The organism is Gaoshiqia sediminis, assembly GCF_025907915.1.
Taxonomy (GTDB): domain Bacteria; phylum Bacteroidota; class Bacteroidia; order Bacteroidales; family Prolixibacteraceae; genus Gaoshiqia; species Gaoshiqia sediminis.
In genome coordinates, this window is record NZ_JAPAAF010000006.1 from 130,663 (window position 1) to 148,273 (window position 17,611).

Genomic DNA, 17,611 nt, shown 5'->3' on the forward strand with positions numbered 1-17,611 from the left:
AAATAATGAAACAACTTATGAAGCTATTAGTCATCTTAATGATTTGCTCCCTCCCTTTTGGAGAGGGTTGGGGTGGGGTTGCCTTTGCTCAATCACATTACCCCGGGCAACACGAGGATAAACTTACGATTAAAGAATCAGCACCGATAAAAGCTTATGCTTTCGAGATGAGCGATATTATACTTTTACCCTCCCGGTTCACCGAAAACATGGAGCGCGAAAGTCACTGGATCATGTCATTGGGTGTTGATCGTCTGTTACACAGTTTCCGAACCAATGCGGGTGTTTATGCCGGTTTGGAGGGAGGCTATGATTCAGTGGAAAAACTCGGAGGTTGGGAGTCGCTCGACTGCGAACTGCGCGGACATACTACAGGGCATATTCTCTCTGGGTTGGCCATGTTGTATGCAACTACCGGCGAAGAACAATATAAACTGAAAGCCGATAGCCTGGTTGCCGGATTAGCAGAAGTGCAGCAAGCCTTGGGTGAAGAAGGATACTTGAGTGCTTTCCCCGAAAACCTGATTAACCGCAATATTGCAGGCAAACGTGTTTGGGCGCCTTGGTATACCCTGCATAAGATTTATTCAGGATTAATTGACCAGTACCTGTATTGCGACAATCAGCAAGCGCTTGATGTGGTGAAAAAAATGGCAGATTGGGCTTACAATAAACTTTCAAAAGTAAGTCCAGAGGAGCGCAAAATAATGATCCGCAATGAATTTGGAGGGATGAATGATGCATTCTATTCGCTCTACCAGATTACAGGAAACGAAAACTACAAATGGTTGGCCGAGTTTTTCTATCATGAAGATGTTTTGGATCCGCTACAAGCAGGAGAAGACAATTTAGAAAAGATGCACGCGAATACGTTTATTCCTAAGCTGATCGGCTTGACACGGGCTTACGAAATTGGTGAGGGCAAGCAAAATAAGGAGGTAGCTCAGTTTTTCTGGAATACAGTCGTGGATCATCATTCGTTTTGTACAGGAAGCAATAGCGATAAAGAGAAGTTTTTCAAACCCGATCATCAGTCACACCACCTGACAGGATACACCGGCGAGTCTTGCAATGTGTACAACATGCTAAAGTTGACCCGTCATTTATTCTGCCTGAGCACCAATGTTAAAGAGGCAGATTACTACGAAAGAGCTTTGTACAATCATATATTGGGGCAACAAGATCCACAAAGCGGGATGGTTGCGTATTTTCTTCCGATGTTACCGGGAGCACACAAGGTCTATAGCACACCCGACAGTTCGTTTTGGTGTTGCGTGGGTACTGGTTTCGAGAGCCATGCAAAATATGGAGAGGCTATCTATTATCATAATGGCAATGAGCTATTTGTCAACTTGTTTGTTCCGTCTGAATTAAACTGGGAGGAACAGAATATTCAAATAACTCAGGAAACACAATTTCCACAAAATGGAAAAAGCGGCTTGACTATTTCAACGAGCGAATCTAAAAAAATGAAATTGAAGTTGCGCTACCCCTCATGGGCAACTGCCGGAGCGGTGGTAAAAGTAAATGGGAAAAAGATTCAGGTGAAAGAAAAGCCGGGTAGTTATATTACGCTTGACCGCACCTGGGAAAACGGCGATCACGTAGAATTTGACTATCCGATGGAACTGAAGGTGAACCCGTCCGACAATCCGGAGGTGGTATCAATTTCGTATGGACCAATTGTTTTGGCTGCCGAAATGGGAACTGAAGGTATGAAACCATCGGCTCCTATCTCGAATCCTGAAATGCACAACGACTATTATACCTACGATTTTCGCGTACCTGCTGGCCTGACAAACGATTTGGCAATAAAGGGCAAGTCTGTTGAGCAGTGGTTGAAGCCTGTTGACGGAAAGCCGTTGACTTTTATCACGGATGAATCGATTACCGGAAAGAATTACACGTTCGTTCCGTTGTACAATTTGCATCGTGAGCGGTATGTGGTATACTGGAATCTGAAATAGGAGTTCTTTTCACGGGATGAATTCAAGTCACCCGTGAATAAAAAATACAAACAAAATGAGACACATAATTTGGATCCTTTTTATTGCAATTTCTTCGATGCTTCATGCTCAGGAATTAGTTATTTACGATGTCCCGGGAGGACTAAAATATTCGGCCCACAATGATGATTTTACTGTTCAGGTTCGGCAGGCGGGTGGCGATTGGCAGGATCTGTTTGAATACAATGTTCAGGTCGATTTGGATAATGTCCAGAATGCCTCAATGGTATCTTTCGATTTCTCCGGGAAGGTGGAAATACAGGTTCGAAAAAACAACGGGACGGTAAATTCAGTGCAAATCCGCCCGCTTTCGCTGGGCATTGTTCCGGCGGTTAACGGACAGGTCATTTCATTCAGTCTTAGCGAGTCCAATAAACTTTCGCTTGAGGTGAATGGCGATAAGTTGCACAACCTGCACCTGTTTGCCAATCCAATCCTGAAAGATAAGCCGAATCCCGATGATCCGAATGTGATTTACTTTGGACCCGGAATTCACCAACCCAAAGACTTGCCCGGCGATGTTTTCCATATCCCTTCAGGAAAAACGGTTTATATCGATGGTGGCGCAGTCATTAAAGCCAAGCTTCTGGTCGATCATGCCCATGATGTGAAAATCATCGGTCATGGTATTATCTGGCAACCTGAACGCGGGGTAGAAATCCGTCATTCAAAAAATGTGACAGTAGATGGGCCAATTTTTGTCAATCCCAGTCATTATACCATTTATGGCGGTCAAACCATAGGATTGACGGTTCGCAATATCAAATCGTTTAGTTGCAAAGGCTGGAGCGATGGTATCGATTTAATGTCCTGCTCCGATGTGGTTATTGACGACGTGTTTATGCGAAATTCTGACGACTGTATCGCTATTTACGGTCACCGCTGGGATTTTTACGGAAGTGCCCGGAACTATGAAATTAAAAATTCAACACTTTGGGCCGACATTGCCCATCCAACCAATATTGGTTTGCATGGATACGCCGAAGCCGGTGGCGATACTATCGAAAATATTACCTTCAGCAATATCGATATTTTGGAACACGATGAAGACGATCGTAACTACCAAGGCTGTATGGCGATCACTTGCAGCGACAACAACCTGGTTCGAAATATCACCTACGAAAACATTCGCATTGAAGATTTACAGGAAGGACAGTTATTCAATTTCCGGGTCGTTTACAACGAAAAATACAGCGGGGCTCCCGGACGCGGAATTGAAAATGTGCTACTGAAGAATATTAAATACAACGGAAACTTCGCCAATAAATCAGAGATAAAGGGTTTTGAAGATGAACGAGCTGTGAAAAAGATTCTGATTGATGGACTAACGATTAATGGGAATTCGGTTAAAAAGATAGCTGATGCGAATATACAGGTTGGCGGTTTTATTAATGAATTAAAAGTGAAATGAAAATTATCTGTCTGCTTATATCCTATCTCCTTGTGGGATCACTATCGTCAGCAAACGCTGCAATTTATCAATGGTCTGTTCCGCTTACCGGTTTTATTTCGCCGGAGACGAACGAAAGTCCTACTGCTTTCCTTTGGATTCCTGAAAATTGCACCCAGGTTCGCGCGGTTGTTTTTGGACAGCATAATATGTGTGAAGAACCAATTTTCGATCATGACGTTTTCCGGAAAACAATGGCCGAATTAGGGTTCGCCATTGTGTGGATGTCACCTGGAATTGATCAGCAATGGGATGTAGAAAATGGTTGTCAGGTAGTATTTGATAAAATGATGGACGATTTGGCCGACGTTAGTGGCTATTCTGAATTAAAGCAAGCACCGGTTGTTCCGCTGGGACATTCCGCCATGGCTACGTTCCCCTGGAATTTTGGAGCCTGGAACCCTGATCGAACACTGGCAATTATTTCCTATCACGGCGATGCCCCCCGCACCAACCTCACAGGTTACGGCCGGGAGAATTTGGAATGGGGACGGACCCGAAATATCGATGGGATTCCGGGCCTGATGGTTGAAGGCGAATACGAATGGTGGGAAGCCCGGGTAAATCCGGCACTGGCTTTTCGGATGATGTATCCAGAAAGTTGTATTTCATTTTTATGCGATGCCGGTCATGGCCATTTTGATGTGTCGGATGAAGTGGTGGATTATCTTTGTCTATTCCTGAAAAAAGCAGCGCAATACCGCTTGCCGGAGGAACAGCCGCTTGATTCTCCTTTTCATCTAAATAAACTTAACCCGCAAAATGGTTGGATGGCCGAGAGGTGGAATCCCGACCAGAAGAGGCGGGCAAAAGCTGCTCCGTTTTCGAGCTACAACGGCGACCCGCATGATGCCTTTTGGTATTTCGATAAGGAAATAGCCGAAGCGACAGAAGCGTATTACGCCCGCGAGCGGGGAAAGAAAGAACAGTATATCGGATTCTTACAAAATGGGAAATTATTGTCGTTTAATGAAAATCTCCATGCGCGTACAGTTGGTTCTTTCGATCCGGAAGCAGACGGTCTGACCTTTCATTTGAAAGCAGCTTTTACCGATACGCTAAGAAGTCGTTTGTCAGATGTCCACGCTGAAGGAACACCAGTCATCGACCGTATTTGCGGCCCGGTTGAGAAGGTAAGCGACAGCATATTTACGGTTCGGTTTTACCGAATGGGACTAAATAACATGAAGCGTACCGGCGACATCTGGCTATTGGCTCATCACCCTGGCGACAATAAATATAAGAGCACGGTTCAGCAGTTCAATTTGCGTATTCCGCTTAGACTGGAAGACGGTGATGAGCAAACCATTTCGTTTAGTGAGATACCCGACCAAGAAGAGGGAGTGAAGGAGGTCTTCCTGACGGCTAGCTCCAGTTCTGGTCTGCCGGTTCATTTCTATGTGAAAGAAGGACCTGCCGAAGTAGAAAACGAGAGGTTGGTATTCACTAAAATTCCAACGAGAGCAAAATTCCCGGTAAAAGTGACCGTTGTGGCCTGGCAGTATGGAAATACAAAAGACCCTAAAGTAAAGACAGCTATTCCGGTTGAAAGAAGCTTTTTAATTGGTAATCATTGAAAAAACGGATGAGTAATGCAACGAAAAAATAGCGTAAATCTGATGAATATATTCAAAAATTATAAATTAATGATGACCACCTGTTTGGTGGTTTTTAGTGGTATTTCAGTAACGGCTAAATCAAAGATCGTTGCAATAGACTCCATTGAAGCGTTGGTCCAGGTTGCTGCTGAGGATGGGCAACAGGTTCGCATGAAATCGGGCGTTTATGCACTTAGCGACTATCTGAACGAGGAACGAATTGCTAAACTATTGGCTGAGCTTCCTCCTCAGACAGAAACACAGCGCCGGCCACCTCGTTGGTTCCTGAGGTTTAGCGGCAATAATAATACTTTCGACTTTACCGGAGTTACCATCGAAATTGATACCGAATTGTACAGCCAATTGCCTTATGGTTATATGCGGTGTATTTTTATCGATGGAGATGGCAATACATTAAAAGGTTTAACCATTAAAAACACCGGGCCGGAAGACAAAGGCAGCAATGGTAACATACTTTCGGTTTTTGGCAATAATACCTTGCTTGAGGATGTAAAACTATACGTGCGAGGATCTACTTATGGCTACGGCGACCTGTTCGGAAAAGGAGGGCCGGTGTTAACCCACCTGCAAAAGCAAAGCGGCATTATGGTTGCCGGACAAAACAATACCCTAAGGCGATGCAAGGTTTTTAGCCGGGCGTTTGGTCATTGTTTTTACATTCAAACCCAAGGGCATGATACGCGTGATATCCTGTTGGAAGATTGCTATGCCGAAGGAGCGATGCGCAGCACGAACAGTATCCTGGCAGAAACCGGCGGACTCGCTGAAGAATTGAATTATCGAAGCGTTTACCTAAACCGGGACGGACGCTACATGATAAGCCCGGGTTATACTAAATCACTAAGTGAGGATGGTTTTCGTACTTATGGAGGAGTTGGTAAAGTAACCCTTCGCAATTGCACTGCAAAAAATACCCGGGCAGGATTTGAAATTGGAGGAACGAATGATTCTGAAAATCGAACACTACTTCAAGGTTGTCAGGCCATAGGCACTGAACGTGCTTTTTTATTGGGGTCAAATGTACTTGTGCGCGATTGCAGAGGCGATATTCAATACGGGCCACTGCTTTACCTACGCGAAAACACTGTTGGTTCAGACGTTGAACTGGAGCTTATACCCGGAATGCCCAATTCATTGGTGCATACCATTGCCTCCATTGCCGGGAAGAATCACCGAATTCGACTTTACAATAATGCTTCTCAAGTATCGACACCAGCACTTCCTATCATGCTGGGATTTGGTATGCCAGCCCACGGTGAAATGAGTTCGCCAATCGTTCCCATGGAAACAGAAGGTGTAGAGTTGATTAACCAATTGGTAAACCAAACTGTAATTGTAAGTGATGAAGCTAAAAATGTAAAGGTTGTTTCTTCAGCACCGGTTTTACAAGATAGCGAATCGAAAAAGATGAGTGGACGGGGAAAATGGTAGGGTTGTTTTGCTCGAAACGGCATGTTTAAAAAGAGGAAAAACAGAAACCAATAAAAGATATTCAATTATGAAGAAGCTAATCGTGTTGCTATTATTCAGTTTTATGAGCTGTGCCTTAATTGCGCAAAAACGGGCTTATTTACTCCATACCGATGCCAATATTGATCGGTTGAAAAAGCTGATTGAAAAAAATGAAGAAGTCAGAGATGCATGGAATCAACAAAAAGAAGCAGCAGATGAGATGCTGGAACGGGATCGTCTCGGAGCAGCCGATTGCCCGGTGTTGGGCTTGGTATACCGGATGACCCGGGAAGACAAATATGCTGAAGCGATTAAAAAAATCCTGCTGGATCAGGTTAATAAAACGACATGGGAAGGAAGTGAGTTATTAAGCCGTACACCAAGCTGGCAAGGTGGTTTGGGCGTAGCTCACAACTCGTTTTTCCTGTCCATTGGCTTTGATTGTATTTACAATTACTTGTCTGCGTCAGAGCGAAAGGAAGTTGCAGAAGGCCTGGCTCGTTTTGGAGTTCAACCGCAGATGCACGACTGGTTAAATGCAGAAACAAACATTCACACCTTCGATACCATGGGGCATAACTGGTGGAGTGCCTGTGTTTATATTGCCGGTTTTACTTCGTTGGCCATCCGTAACGAAGTGCCGGAAGCAGATAGTTGGCTAAAAGAAATTGAAGCTACGGCTCCCGAATGGTTTAATTATGCCGGAGATCTTCTTCAAAATAAAATACCGACTTTCGACCGGAATGGCGGTTTTTGGGAGGGTATCAATTACGCGAACTTTGGTGTTTCGCAATATTTGATCTTCCGCTTGGCGCTGGGAAATGTCATGCCTAAATTCAAACAAAGTGATATTCCGATCCTGGATAAGGTGACCGACTTCTTTATCTCTACAACTTATTACGTGGAAAACGGCAAGCCGATGTCGGTAAATTTTGGCGATGGTCACTTCGATCGAAACGGAAATGCCTGCGCGGTCCTTCTTTGGAATCTGGGCTACCACAAAAACCGATATGCCTGGTACATCAACCAGGTTGCACATGGCAACGATAAAGAAGGGCTCCAATTGGGGACTCCGAATGGATTGATTCTCTATCCTGAACTACCAAAACTCGCTGACGACTATAAACCCGACTTGGGTAATTCATTCATCTATCCCGATATGGGATGGGCTACATTACGTAATTCGTGGGATGAAAATGCCACGATGCTGGCGGTGAAATCAGGCCTAACCTGGAACCACGCCCACGCCGATGCAGGTTCGTACATTTTATTTCACAACGGCAAAAATTTGATTATCGACTCCGGAAACTCATCCTACGGAAACCCGCTTTATACCGAGTATTATTGCCAAAGTGAAGCCCACAATGTGGTATTATTTAATGGTGAAGGTGAAAGCCGAAAATCACCGTATTTTGGTTCGGTAACTCATGCATCGATTCATAATTTGGTCGATGGAGACAAATTTAAATACGTGTTGGCTAATGCAACAGGTCCGTATTCGAATATCCTCAATCGCAACTACCGAAGTTTTTTATGGGTAGGCGATGTGATTTTGGTAATTGATGATTTATTGGCCCGGGAACCCGGTAAGTTTGAGTGGCTGCTGCATTATAATGGCGAATCGAAACGACGAGGACTGGATTTATCTGTGAAGCAAGATAATGCCGAAGTGCTGGTTCGTCCACTGTATCCGGAAACCTTTCCGGATGGTGGTCTTCCACACGATTTTCCGGAAAAAATGACCATAGAAGAGCGACTGGGTTACGAGGATCATCACCCCGAAAATAGAGTGCCGTACTGGTCAATCAGTCATTTTCAGGATACCGAACGAACCAAGTTTATTACGGCCATCATTCTTAAAACCGACGAAAATAAAGAGGAGCTTCCTCTAATTGAACGTTTTGAAGGAAAAGATTTCCTGGGTGTTCGGATTACTCAGAACGGTGAAACGACAGAGGTTTATTTCAATTTAATGGCCGACGGTCGAATCAAGCATCGAAATAGCATTATTGACATGAATGGGTGGGAAACGGATGCGTACCTGACAGCAATGACTTTTAAAGAGGGAGCGGATCTTAACAATGCGGACAATATCCGTGACTTATTTATGACTCATGGAAGTTATCTGCGACGCGACGGGCAGGTGCTGATTCATGCGTTGTCAAAATATACAACTGAAATTGAAAATTTCGGTCAGTCACCTGAAATGATTTTTCAAGGCCAAAGCGGCGTCTATTTGAGTGTCTATAACAAGAACTCTGGTAAGTCGATCCTGATGAATGACAGTAGGGTGGACGGAGATTATGATTCAAAACTGAAACTAACAAAAATAAAAATCGACTAGATGAGAAAGTTACTAATCGCGTTGACATTAGCCCTCACCATTGTGGGGCAAATAAGTATACAAGTCCAAGCTCAATCAGTAGTCGCAAAAAACGAGATAAAATCGCCAGACGGTAAACTTCAATTCAAATTTTACCAAAAGGAAATTGGTGAAAATAGAACCCAGATGTGCTACTCTGTAAGCTTCGATGGCAAACCGGTTATTCTTGAGTCGGAGTTGGGTATACTTATCGAAAACCAGCTATTTGAATCGGCTTTGGGAATTGAAAACGACCAGGCTCAATTGTGGTGCGAAAACCTTGAATTGAAGTCGGTTGATCAATCAGTAAAAGACACGACCTGGACGCCGGTGTATGGTGAACGGAGTGTCGTGCACGATTCCTACAAGGAAATGGTGCTGCACTTTGCCAAGTATGAGGAGCCGGGCCAAATGGAAGAAGGCCATGGTGGGACCAGCTATGACAAGCGTCGTAGTTATCAAATGGATCTGGTAGTTCGTGCCTACGATGAAGGCATTGCATTCCGGTATCATTTCCCTGAAACATCCAATGGATTGTTCCTGCACATTACAGGAGAACAAACCAGCTATACATTCCCGGAAGGGACAATGGCTTGGTACGAACGCTGGGCACAAGGCCCTTACAGCTACTTGCCTTTAAAAGATTGGCCAGATGAGTGTGAACGCCCGTTGACATTGGAGTTGAAAAATGGGTTAAGCGTTGCTTTGCTTGAAGCACAAATGGTTGATTACAGCCGTGGAAAGTTCAAGCTGGATGATAAAAAAGCCAATACGATTGATTTGAAGATGTATGATAAAGTGGATGTGATCAGTCCGTACTCGACGCCCTGGAGGGTAATTATGGTAGCCGACACTCCAGGAGAGTTACTCGAAAACAATGATCTTGTGTTGAATCTGAACACTCCCAATCAGATTCAGAATACATCTTGGATAAAGCCAGGGAAGGTAATTCGTTCCAACCTGACGACAAAGGAAGCCAAAGAATGTATCGATTTTGCAGCTGAACGCAATTTGCAATACGTGCATTTGGATGCCGGATGGTATGGCTCGGAGATGAAAGTGGCTTCAGATGCAACCAAAGTATCGTCAACCCGCGACTTGGATATCCAAGAGGTGGTGAATTACGGAGCCAGCAGAGGAATAGGCATTTTTGTGTACATTAACCAACGGGCGCTGACAGATAAGTTGGATGAAGTTTTTGCACAATGTCGCAAATGGGGAATTAGAGGGGTTAAATTTGGTTTTGTACAAATTGGTTCCAATCATTGGTCAGTTTGGTTGCACAATGCAATTAAAAAGGCTGCCGAATACCACCTCCTGGTTGATATTCACGATGAATACCGCCCAACCGGATTCAGTCGTACTTATCCAAACCTGATGACACAGGAAGGTATCCGCGGTAACGAAGAAATGCCGGATGCAACCCACAATACAACATTGCCTTTTACCCGTTATCTTGCAGGCGCAGGTGATTATACCATTTGTTATTATAACAATCGCATCAAAACAACTCATGCCCATCAGCTGGCGCTATCGGTTGTGTATTACAGTCCGTTGCAATTCCTGTACTGGTACGATAAACCGTCACTTTACCAGGGTGAAAAGGAAATCGCCTTTTTCGATGCGGTAAAAACGGTATGGGATGATACCAAAGTGCTGAATGGCGAAGTAGGGAAGTACATTGCGATGGCTCGTCGTTCGGGAGATCAATGGTTCTTGGGGGCAATCACCAATAACGATGCCCGCACAGTTAAAATCCCATTTACATTTCTCGAAGCAGGCAAAAAATATACGGCCACGATCTATTATGATGATGATAAATTGAAAAGTAGCACAAACGTCAATATTAAAACACAAGAGGTAGACAGTTCCAATACGTTAAGCTTCGATTTGAAGGCCAGTGGAGGTGTGGCCATCCATTTTAAAAAAGAGTAACTTCAGCAGATTCATTATCAAAACAAAATGATAGGTAGTTTATTTGATCTTTCTGGAAAAGTAGCTTTGGTAACCGGTGGTGGACATGGCATCGGCATGGCTTTCGCCAAACAACTCGCCGGAGCTGGCGCAAAAGTTTGTGTTAACGGAACTTCCGCGGGAAAACTGGAAAAATCAAAGGCTGAATTTGCTGAAGCAGGCTTTGATGTGTTCACCGTTGCGTTCGATGTTTCGGATGAACAGAGTGTGGATGAAGGGATCTCCCGAATTGAGCGAGAGTTGGGGCCTGTAGATATATTGGTGAATAATGCCGGAATAATTAAGCGGACTCCGATTCTTGATTTGTCGGTTGCCGATTTCAAGCAGGTTATCGATATCGATTTGGTAGGTCCTTTGTTGGTGTCAAAACGTGTGGCGCCTGGAATGATAGCAAAGCGTTCCGGAAAAATCATCAACATCTGTTCGTTGATGAGTATCTATGGTCGTTCTTCTGTTTCGGCTTACGCATCAGCTAAAGGTGGTTTGAAGCTACTGACGGCAAATATGACATGCGAATGGGCCAAGTACAACGTGCAGATTAACGGCATTGGGCCTGGTTACATTGCTACAGACCAAACTGCACCAATCCGGGAGGGTGGGCATCCGTTTAACGATTTGGTGATGGCTCGTACGCCGGCTGGTCGTTGGGGGGAGCCGGAGGATATCGGTTATGCAGCTTTGTTTCTTGCCTCGAAAGCCAGCGATTTTGTGAACGGACACTTGCTGTTTGTAGATGGCGGCATTACAGCAAACTTTGGTTATGCGGCAGGCGAGAATGAATTGGAATAGATTTATTGGTTTTTCCGCTCTAACCAGTAGCAGTCCTGCATATCGTCTACCTCCTAAAGAACACAATATAATCTCGTGCGAATGCTTCATTGCCAGCTTAGAAAAGATAAGTTCGGGTCGAAATCTACCAAAAGACTACGGCATATCCCTGCAAGCCTGCACACCAGCATTATATTCCGTTTCCTTTTGGCTCCTTTCACCCTCAAAAACTTTCGGGGTGTCTAAGCGTTCAATAAAGCTCTCTTCTGCTAAAACCTTAGGTGTTTTTCATTTATATATTTAAATCTGGATTGTCCTACCGTCTCCTAATGACAAAGAAACAGAGGAATCAAGAATTAAGAATGAGATATTTATTATAATTGTGAGCGCTAAGGATGAGCATTCATAGTGTAGTAGAGTATGTTTATTTGTACCATATTTGGCTCAATATTTCCTAAGTCTTTGATTAATAGTGGTCGTTATTTTTGAAGAAGTAAAATAGAATAGCCACAATAAGTAATAAAAGCCCTGATCGGATTTTCTGGTCAGGGCTTTTCATTTTACCCGATTTTTAGTTTCGTGTCGAGTGGCTTTATCACCGGCTTTTGTTTCATACGTGTTGGGATGTTTTCGGAAATCACTTCCAATAAAAGTTGAGCAATCCTTTTCAAACCGGTCGACTTCAGATAGGCCGCGCTGATCTCCCGGATCGGAGTAGGTTCTCCAATCTCTTTAACCATATCTTCATAAACTTCCGGAATGTTAATAGTAGCCAGCTCCGGCAGAAAAGTCATACCACCCTGGTTTTCAACAATCCGTTTTATCGACTCGATAGAGTAGGAAATGTACCGGAAGGAAAGCTCAGTTTCTTTCCGATCGGGGATCTGGCAGATTGAGTTTACCTGGTTTTGGAAACAGTTGCCTTCGCGTAAATACCAAAGCTCCTCGGTTTGCAGTTGGTCCTGGCTGATTTTCTCCTCCGCAAAAAGTGAATGGCGATCGGAAACGTACAGGTAGAAACGCTCATAAAACAAGGGTACAAAACCAATGTTTTTAGCGATCACCGGGGTTGACAAAATGCCAAGATCCAGCTCATTAAATGTGAGTCGCGTAATTATATCTTCGGTATTCACCTCGGTGATTTCCAAAAACAGCCGCGGATATTTCTCGTTCAGCGCATCAATAAAAAGGGGCACCAAGTATGGAGACAGGGTGGGAATGATGCCTACGCGCAGTTTTCCTTCCGCTTGTTCGTCCATGTCAAGCCCCAATTGGTTCAGGTCGTCAACCAGTTGCACAATCGTCAAGGCTTTTTCGTAGAATAATTCCCCTTCAGACGTGAGCGACAGCGGCTTTCTGGTCCGGTCAATTAGTTGATAACTGTACTCTTCTTCCAGCTTTTGAATTTGCAGGCTTAGTGCCGGCTGACTGATATGCAGCTGCGCTGCCGCACGGGAAAAGCTTCGGTGGCGCACCAGTTCAATGAAATAGGTCAATTGGTTGATATTCATGTTTTATAATTATTACTTATGGACACATAAAGTTAATAAATAACAGCTATGGTATTTTTGAAATAAGAAATAAAACAAATGTAAAGTCAAACAATAAATTTTAGCGATATGAAAACAGTAGAAAAAAGCAACATGAAAAATGAAGTGTTAGTGAATGGTTTAAATGAATTTTTAGCCGACATCCAAGTCTTTTATCAGAATTTACGGGGATTCCACTGGAATGTAAAAGGCAGTCTGTTTTTTGTTCTTCACGCCAAATTTGAAGAGTATTATAACGAAACCTCCGAACTGGCTGACGAGGTTGCTGAACGAATTTTAATGATTGGTGGCGAGCCGCTTCATGCTTTTTCAGACTACCTGAAGGTAGCAAGCTTGCCTGAAGTGAAGAACGTTTCGGATGGAAGGAAAGCTGTTGGAGTTGTAATTGAACAGTCTGCTATCTTGCTGGAAAAAATGCACAAATTACAATCGCTGGCTGCCGACCACAACGATGAAGCTACCAACGCCCTGTTTAGCGACATGATTGGCGAAACCGAAAAACGCCTTTGGATGTTGAGAACATTCTTAAGCTAAGGGGAAAATAACAAAATCAACAAAGGCTGTCCCGGGTTTTAGCCCATCGGACAGCCTTTTCTGTTCTTAGTTTTTTAAGTTATAAATGAATCACCTCATCGTAAGCAGCAGCAGCAGCCTCCATGATAGCCTCGCTCATGGTGGGGTGCGGATGAATGGATTTGATCAATTCATGCCCGGTGATCTCCAATCGTTTGGCCACAACCAGCTCGGCGATCATTTCGGTAACATTGCCTCCAATCATGTGGGCGCCCAGTAATTCACCGTATTTGGCGTCAAAAATCAATTTCACAAACCCATCTTTCTGACCGGCCGCGCTTGCTTTTCCGCTGGCAGAGTAGGGGAATTTGCCTACTTTAATTTCGTATCCGGCCTCTTTTGCCTGTTTCTCCGTCATCCCAACCGACGAAACTTCGGGCGATGTGTACGTACAGCCCGGAATGTTGCCATAGTCAACCGGGTGCGGATTCAGTCCGGCAATTTTTTCAACACAGGTGATCGCCTCGGCTGATGCCACGTGGGCCAGTGCCGGTCCGTGGACAATATCACCAATCGCATAAACTCCTTCCACGTTGGTGCGGTAATAATCGTCAACCTTTATTTTGCCTTTGTCAACTGTAATGCCCACTTCCTCCAAGCCAATATTTTCAATATTAGCGGCAATTCCAATGGCCGAGAGCACAATTTCGGCTTCCACTTTTTCTTCGCCCTTTTTTGTTTTGATGGTTACTTTACACAAGTCGCCCGAGGTGTCAACTGATTCGACAGATGAGTCAACCATTACCTTCATTTTCATTTTTTTGAAGGAGCGTTCCAATGTTTTCGAAACCTCTTCATCCTCATTAGGAACGACGTTGGGCAGAAACTCAACTAACGTGACATCGGTTCCTATGGATTGGTAGAAGTATGCAAACTCGCTGCCAATGGCGCCTGAACCAACCACCACCATTGACTTGGGTTGCTTGGGAAGGTTCATGGCCTGGCGGTAACCGATAATATTTTTGCCGTCCTGTTTCAGGTTTGGCAGCTCGCGGGAGCGTGCACCGGTCGCCAAAATGATGTGTTTGGCCGTATAACTGTTTTTTTTGCCGTCCTCGCCGGTAACTTCCACCGATCCTTTTCCGGTAAGCTTGCCAAATCCGCTGATGACCTCAATTTTATTCTTCTTGAAAAGAAACTGGATGCCTTTGCTCATTCCCTCGGCTACTCCTCGGCTACGGCCGATCATGGCCCCGAAATCGGGTTTTACCTCGCCGGAAATGGATACGCCGTAATCGGCTGCATGCTTGGCATACTCATATGCCTGGGCACTTTTCAGCAATGATTTGGTTGGGATGCAACCCCAGTTGAGGCAAATGCCACCGAGACTTTCTTTTTCAACAACGCCAACTTTCATTCCCAATTGGGCGGCCCGGATGGCAGCAACATAACCGCCGGGACCACTCCCTATAACTAATACATCGTAATTCATAATCTTTTGATCTTTATTTTTTATGCGATTTAAAACAAAACAGTTCAGCTTTTAAAAAGTTTTGTAAAAATGCCGGGTGGTTGCCGAATAAAAGTGTGTGCAATTCAACGGAAAGTTGTGCCATAAAAAAGGCCGGTGTTTAGCCGGCCTCATTCTGGATGTTATTCAGGCATCAATTCTTTCAACTTTTCTTCCAGGGCTGCACCCCGTAAGTTTTTGGCAATGATTTTTCCTTCTTTGTCGAGCAAAACCGAATGGGGAATGGAGTTTACCCCGTAAAGTTGTGCCACTTCGTTTTGCCAGTATTTCAGGTCCGAAACGTGGTGCCAGGTCAGCTGATCTTCAGCAATACCTTTCAGCCAGGCATCTTTGTCGCGGTCGAGCGAAACGCCAAGAATATCGAAGCCTTTGTCCTTATAACTGTTGTAGGCAGCCACAATGTTTGGGTTTTCCTGGCGGCAGGGGCCACACCACGAAGCCCAGAAGTCCACAAGCACATATTTCCCGCGCAGTGATGACAAGGTCAACGGGTTTCCTTCGGGATCATTCATGGTAAAATCGGGTGCTTCGGTGCCGATGGCTGTTTTTGCCTGCAAATCAAGAATTTCCTGAAGTTGTTTCATGTAAACCGATTCGCTTAGGTTAGGCGAAAAATTGTCGGTCAGCGATTTCAGTTCGGTATATTCCAGTTGGTTGGCCAATTGGGTGAGGGTAATGAAAGGAGCTACCACCGACTGGCTGTTTTCGCGTACGAAATTTTTGGCAAAAACCATCATGTTGTCCGAGGCAGCGTCCACGTCAATACGTACCCGGTCCATTTCCTGCTGGTTGCCGCTGGCTGCTGCCTGGGCATATTCCTGCTGGTATTGCTGCATCTTTTGGTTCATGACGTTCAGCTCGTCCAGGTAGCTGTTAAAAACATCGGTAGCCGGAGACCCGGTTACTTTTGTGGCACGCAGGCTGTCGATGTAGGCCTCTACTTTAATTTTTGCATTTTCGAGGAAGAACTGTGCAAAGTAGTCGCGGTCGTTCAGTCGCAGGTAATTCAGTTCGGCCGGGCCGGCTTCGCCTTCGAAGGTGAAGTTGCCTTTTTCCAGTTTGGCGGTATCAACCACCACAGCCTGGCCGGCTTCAGCTTTTACCAAGAATACCTGACCCGAATCCAGTCCGGCGATGTTTCCGGAAATCCGGTATTTCGAGGAATTACTCTGGCATGCTGCCAGGAAAATCATCACAACAAACAGCAAGGGTAAATTTTTCATTCTTTTTCTTTTTGAGATTGATAATATGCGTCTAATAATTGTTTCGCAGCGACAAATGAGCTCGTTTCTTCTTTCAGTACCTGTTGTTCAAAATCAGGCAGCAGTTGTCTGATTTCCGGGTTTTGGTAAAAGCTCGTTTTTAATTGTTCGTTTATGGTTTCGTACATCCAGAATTTTGCTTGTTCATTTCGTTTATACTGAAAATAGCCATTCTCATTTGCCAAACGAAGGTATTCATGGATGGTTTCCCAAATCTGGCTAATCCCTGTTTTTTTCACTGCCGAGCAGGTCAGTACTTTTGGCGACCAGCCCGAATCGGTTGGCGGAAACAGGTGCAGGGCGTTCATGTATTGGACGCGGGCTATTTCGGCGCGGTCGATGTTGTCGCCATCAGCTTTGTTGATGGTTATGGCATCGGCCATCTCCATAATGCCACGTTTGATTCCCTGAAGTTCGTCACCGGCGCCGGCCAGCATCAGCAGCAGAAAAAAATCGACCATTGAATGAACCACCGTTTCGCTCTGTCCAACGCCCACGGTTTCTATAAAAATGATGTCGAAGCCGGCTGCTTCACACAGAATAATAGTTTCGCGTGTTTTGCGGGCCACCCCGCCCAGCGAACCTGCCGAAGGCGACGGGCGGATGTAGGCATTCGGGTCGGAGGATAATTCTTCCATGCGCGTTTTATCACCCAGGATACTGCCTTTTGAGCGTTCGCTGCTGGGGTCGATGGCCAGCACGGCCAGTTTGTGCCCCTGCGAAGTAATGTGTTTCCCCATTGATTCGATGAAGGTGCTCTTGCCCACGCCAGGAACGCCTGTAATGCCGATGCGAATCGATTTGCCGCTGTACGGTAAACATTTTAAGATAATCTCCTGCGCAACTTGCTGGTGCTCTTTTTTAGAACTTTCAATTAGCGTAACGGCCTGACTCAGCACAGTAATGTTGCCCTCGCGGATCCCTTTCACGTAATGGTCGGCCTGGTGAGCGGTTTTTCGCTTGTTTTTCAGAAAACGTTTTATGGAATCTTCACAGAACGATTCGGGCTGCTCGATGCCGCTGTTCACGGTCAAACCCTTGTATTGTCCTTCGTTCTCAATATGTTTATGGTTTTTGTCAACAATCATTCTGAAAATTTTAACGAAGGTAAAATTTCATGCACG

Annotated in this window: 12 protein-coding genes; 8 read left to right on the plus strand and 4 right to left on the minus strand. The window is 44.8% G+C overall.

What is annotated here, in order from left to right:
• Nucleotides 1–5: 5 nt before the first annotated feature.
• The 7 genes from N2K84_RS06590 to N2K84_RS06620 all read left to right on the plus strand — a co-directional run bounded on the left by N2K84_RS06590 (nt 6) and on the right by N2K84_RS06620 (nt 11,652).
• Nucleotides 6–1,967, plus strand: coding sequence for a glycoside hydrolase family 127 protein (locus N2K84_RS06590; protein ID WP_282590994.1), 1,962 nt, complete (start codon nt 6–8; stop codon nt 1,965–1,967).
• Between the two features lie 55 nt (nt 1,968–2,022).
• A complete protein-coding gene (locus N2K84_RS06595; protein WP_282590995.1) occupies nt 2,023–3,417 on the plus strand; it encodes a glycosyl hydrolase family 28 protein in 1,395 nt (464 codons plus the stop codon).
• A complete protein-coding gene (locus N2K84_RS06600; protein ID WP_282590996.1) occupies nt 3,414–5,033 on the plus strand; it encodes a hypothetical protein in 1,620 nt (539 codons plus the stop codon). The genes N2K84_RS06595 and N2K84_RS06600 overlap by 4 nt, the downstream gene beginning before the upstream one ends.
• A 15-nt stretch (nt 5,034–5,048) precedes the next feature.
• The gene (locus N2K84_RS06605) at nt 5,049–6,506 is read left to right on the plus strand and encodes a hypothetical protein (protein WP_282590997.1); all 1,458 of its coding nucleotides are present in this window, start codon (nt 5,049–5,051) and stop codon (nt 6,504–6,506) included.
• Nucleotides 6,507–6,573: 67 nt separating this feature from the next.
• Complete coding sequence (locus N2K84_RS06610; RefSeq protein WP_282590998.1) at nt 6,574–8,871, plus strand: heparinase II/III domain-containing protein; 2,298 nt, start codon at nt 6,574–6,576, stop codon at nt 8,869–8,871.
• Nucleotides 8,872–10,824, plus strand: a complete 1,953-nt coding sequence (locus tag N2K84_RS06615) for a glycoside hydrolase family 97 protein (protein WP_282590999.1) — start codon at nt 8,872–8,874, stop codon at nt 10,822–10,824. It abuts the gene before it with no gap.
• Between the two features lie 27 nt (nt 10,825–10,851).
• Nucleotides 10,852–11,652 (plus strand): gluconate 5-dehydrogenase, encoded by an 801-nt coding sequence (locus tag N2K84_RS06620; protein WP_282591000.1) that lies wholly within the window; start codon nt 10,852–10,854, stop codon nt 11,650–11,652.
• Nucleotides 11,653–12,191: 539 nt separating this feature from the next.
• Here N2K84_RS06620 and N2K84_RS06625 read toward each other — a convergent pair.
• A complete protein-coding gene (locus N2K84_RS06625) occupies nt 12,192–13,142 on the minus strand; it encodes a LysR family transcriptional regulator (protein WP_282591001.1) in 951 nt (316 codons plus the stop codon).
• Nucleotides 13,143–13,250: 108 nt separating this feature from the next.
• On the opposite strand from N2K84_RS06625, the gene N2K84_RS06630 reads away from it, so the two are divergent.
• Entirely contained in the window at nt 13,251–13,715 is a 465-nt protein-coding gene (locus tag N2K84_RS06630; protein ID WP_282591002.1) for a Dps family protein, read from the plus strand.
• 79 nt (nt 13,716–13,794) lie between these two features.
• On the opposite strand, the gene lpdA is transcribed toward N2K84_RS06630, so the two are convergent.
• The 3 genes from lpdA to meaB form a co-directional block, all read right to left on the minus strand.
• Nucleotides 13,795–15,186 carry a dihydrolipoyl dehydrogenase gene (gene lpdA / locus N2K84_RS06635; protein ID WP_282591003.1) on the minus strand — a complete coding sequence of 464 codons (1,392 nt, stop codon included), beginning with the start codon at nt 15,184–15,186 and terminating at the stop codon, nt 13,795–13,797.
• 161 nt (nt 15,187–15,347) lie between these two features.
• Complete coding sequence (locus N2K84_RS06640) at nt 15,348–16,448, minus strand: TlpA disulfide reductase family protein (protein WP_282591004.1); 1,101 nt, start codon at nt 16,446–16,448, stop codon at nt 15,348–15,350.
• Nucleotides 16,445–17,575, minus strand: coding sequence for a methylmalonyl Co-A mutase-associated GTPase MeaB (gene meaB / locus N2K84_RS06645; protein ID WP_282591005.1), 1,131 nt, complete (start codon nt 17,573–17,575; stop codon nt 16,445–16,447). The genes N2K84_RS06640 and meaB overlap by 4 nt, the downstream gene beginning before the upstream one ends.
• Between the last annotated feature and the right edge of the window lie 36 nt (nt 17,576–17,611).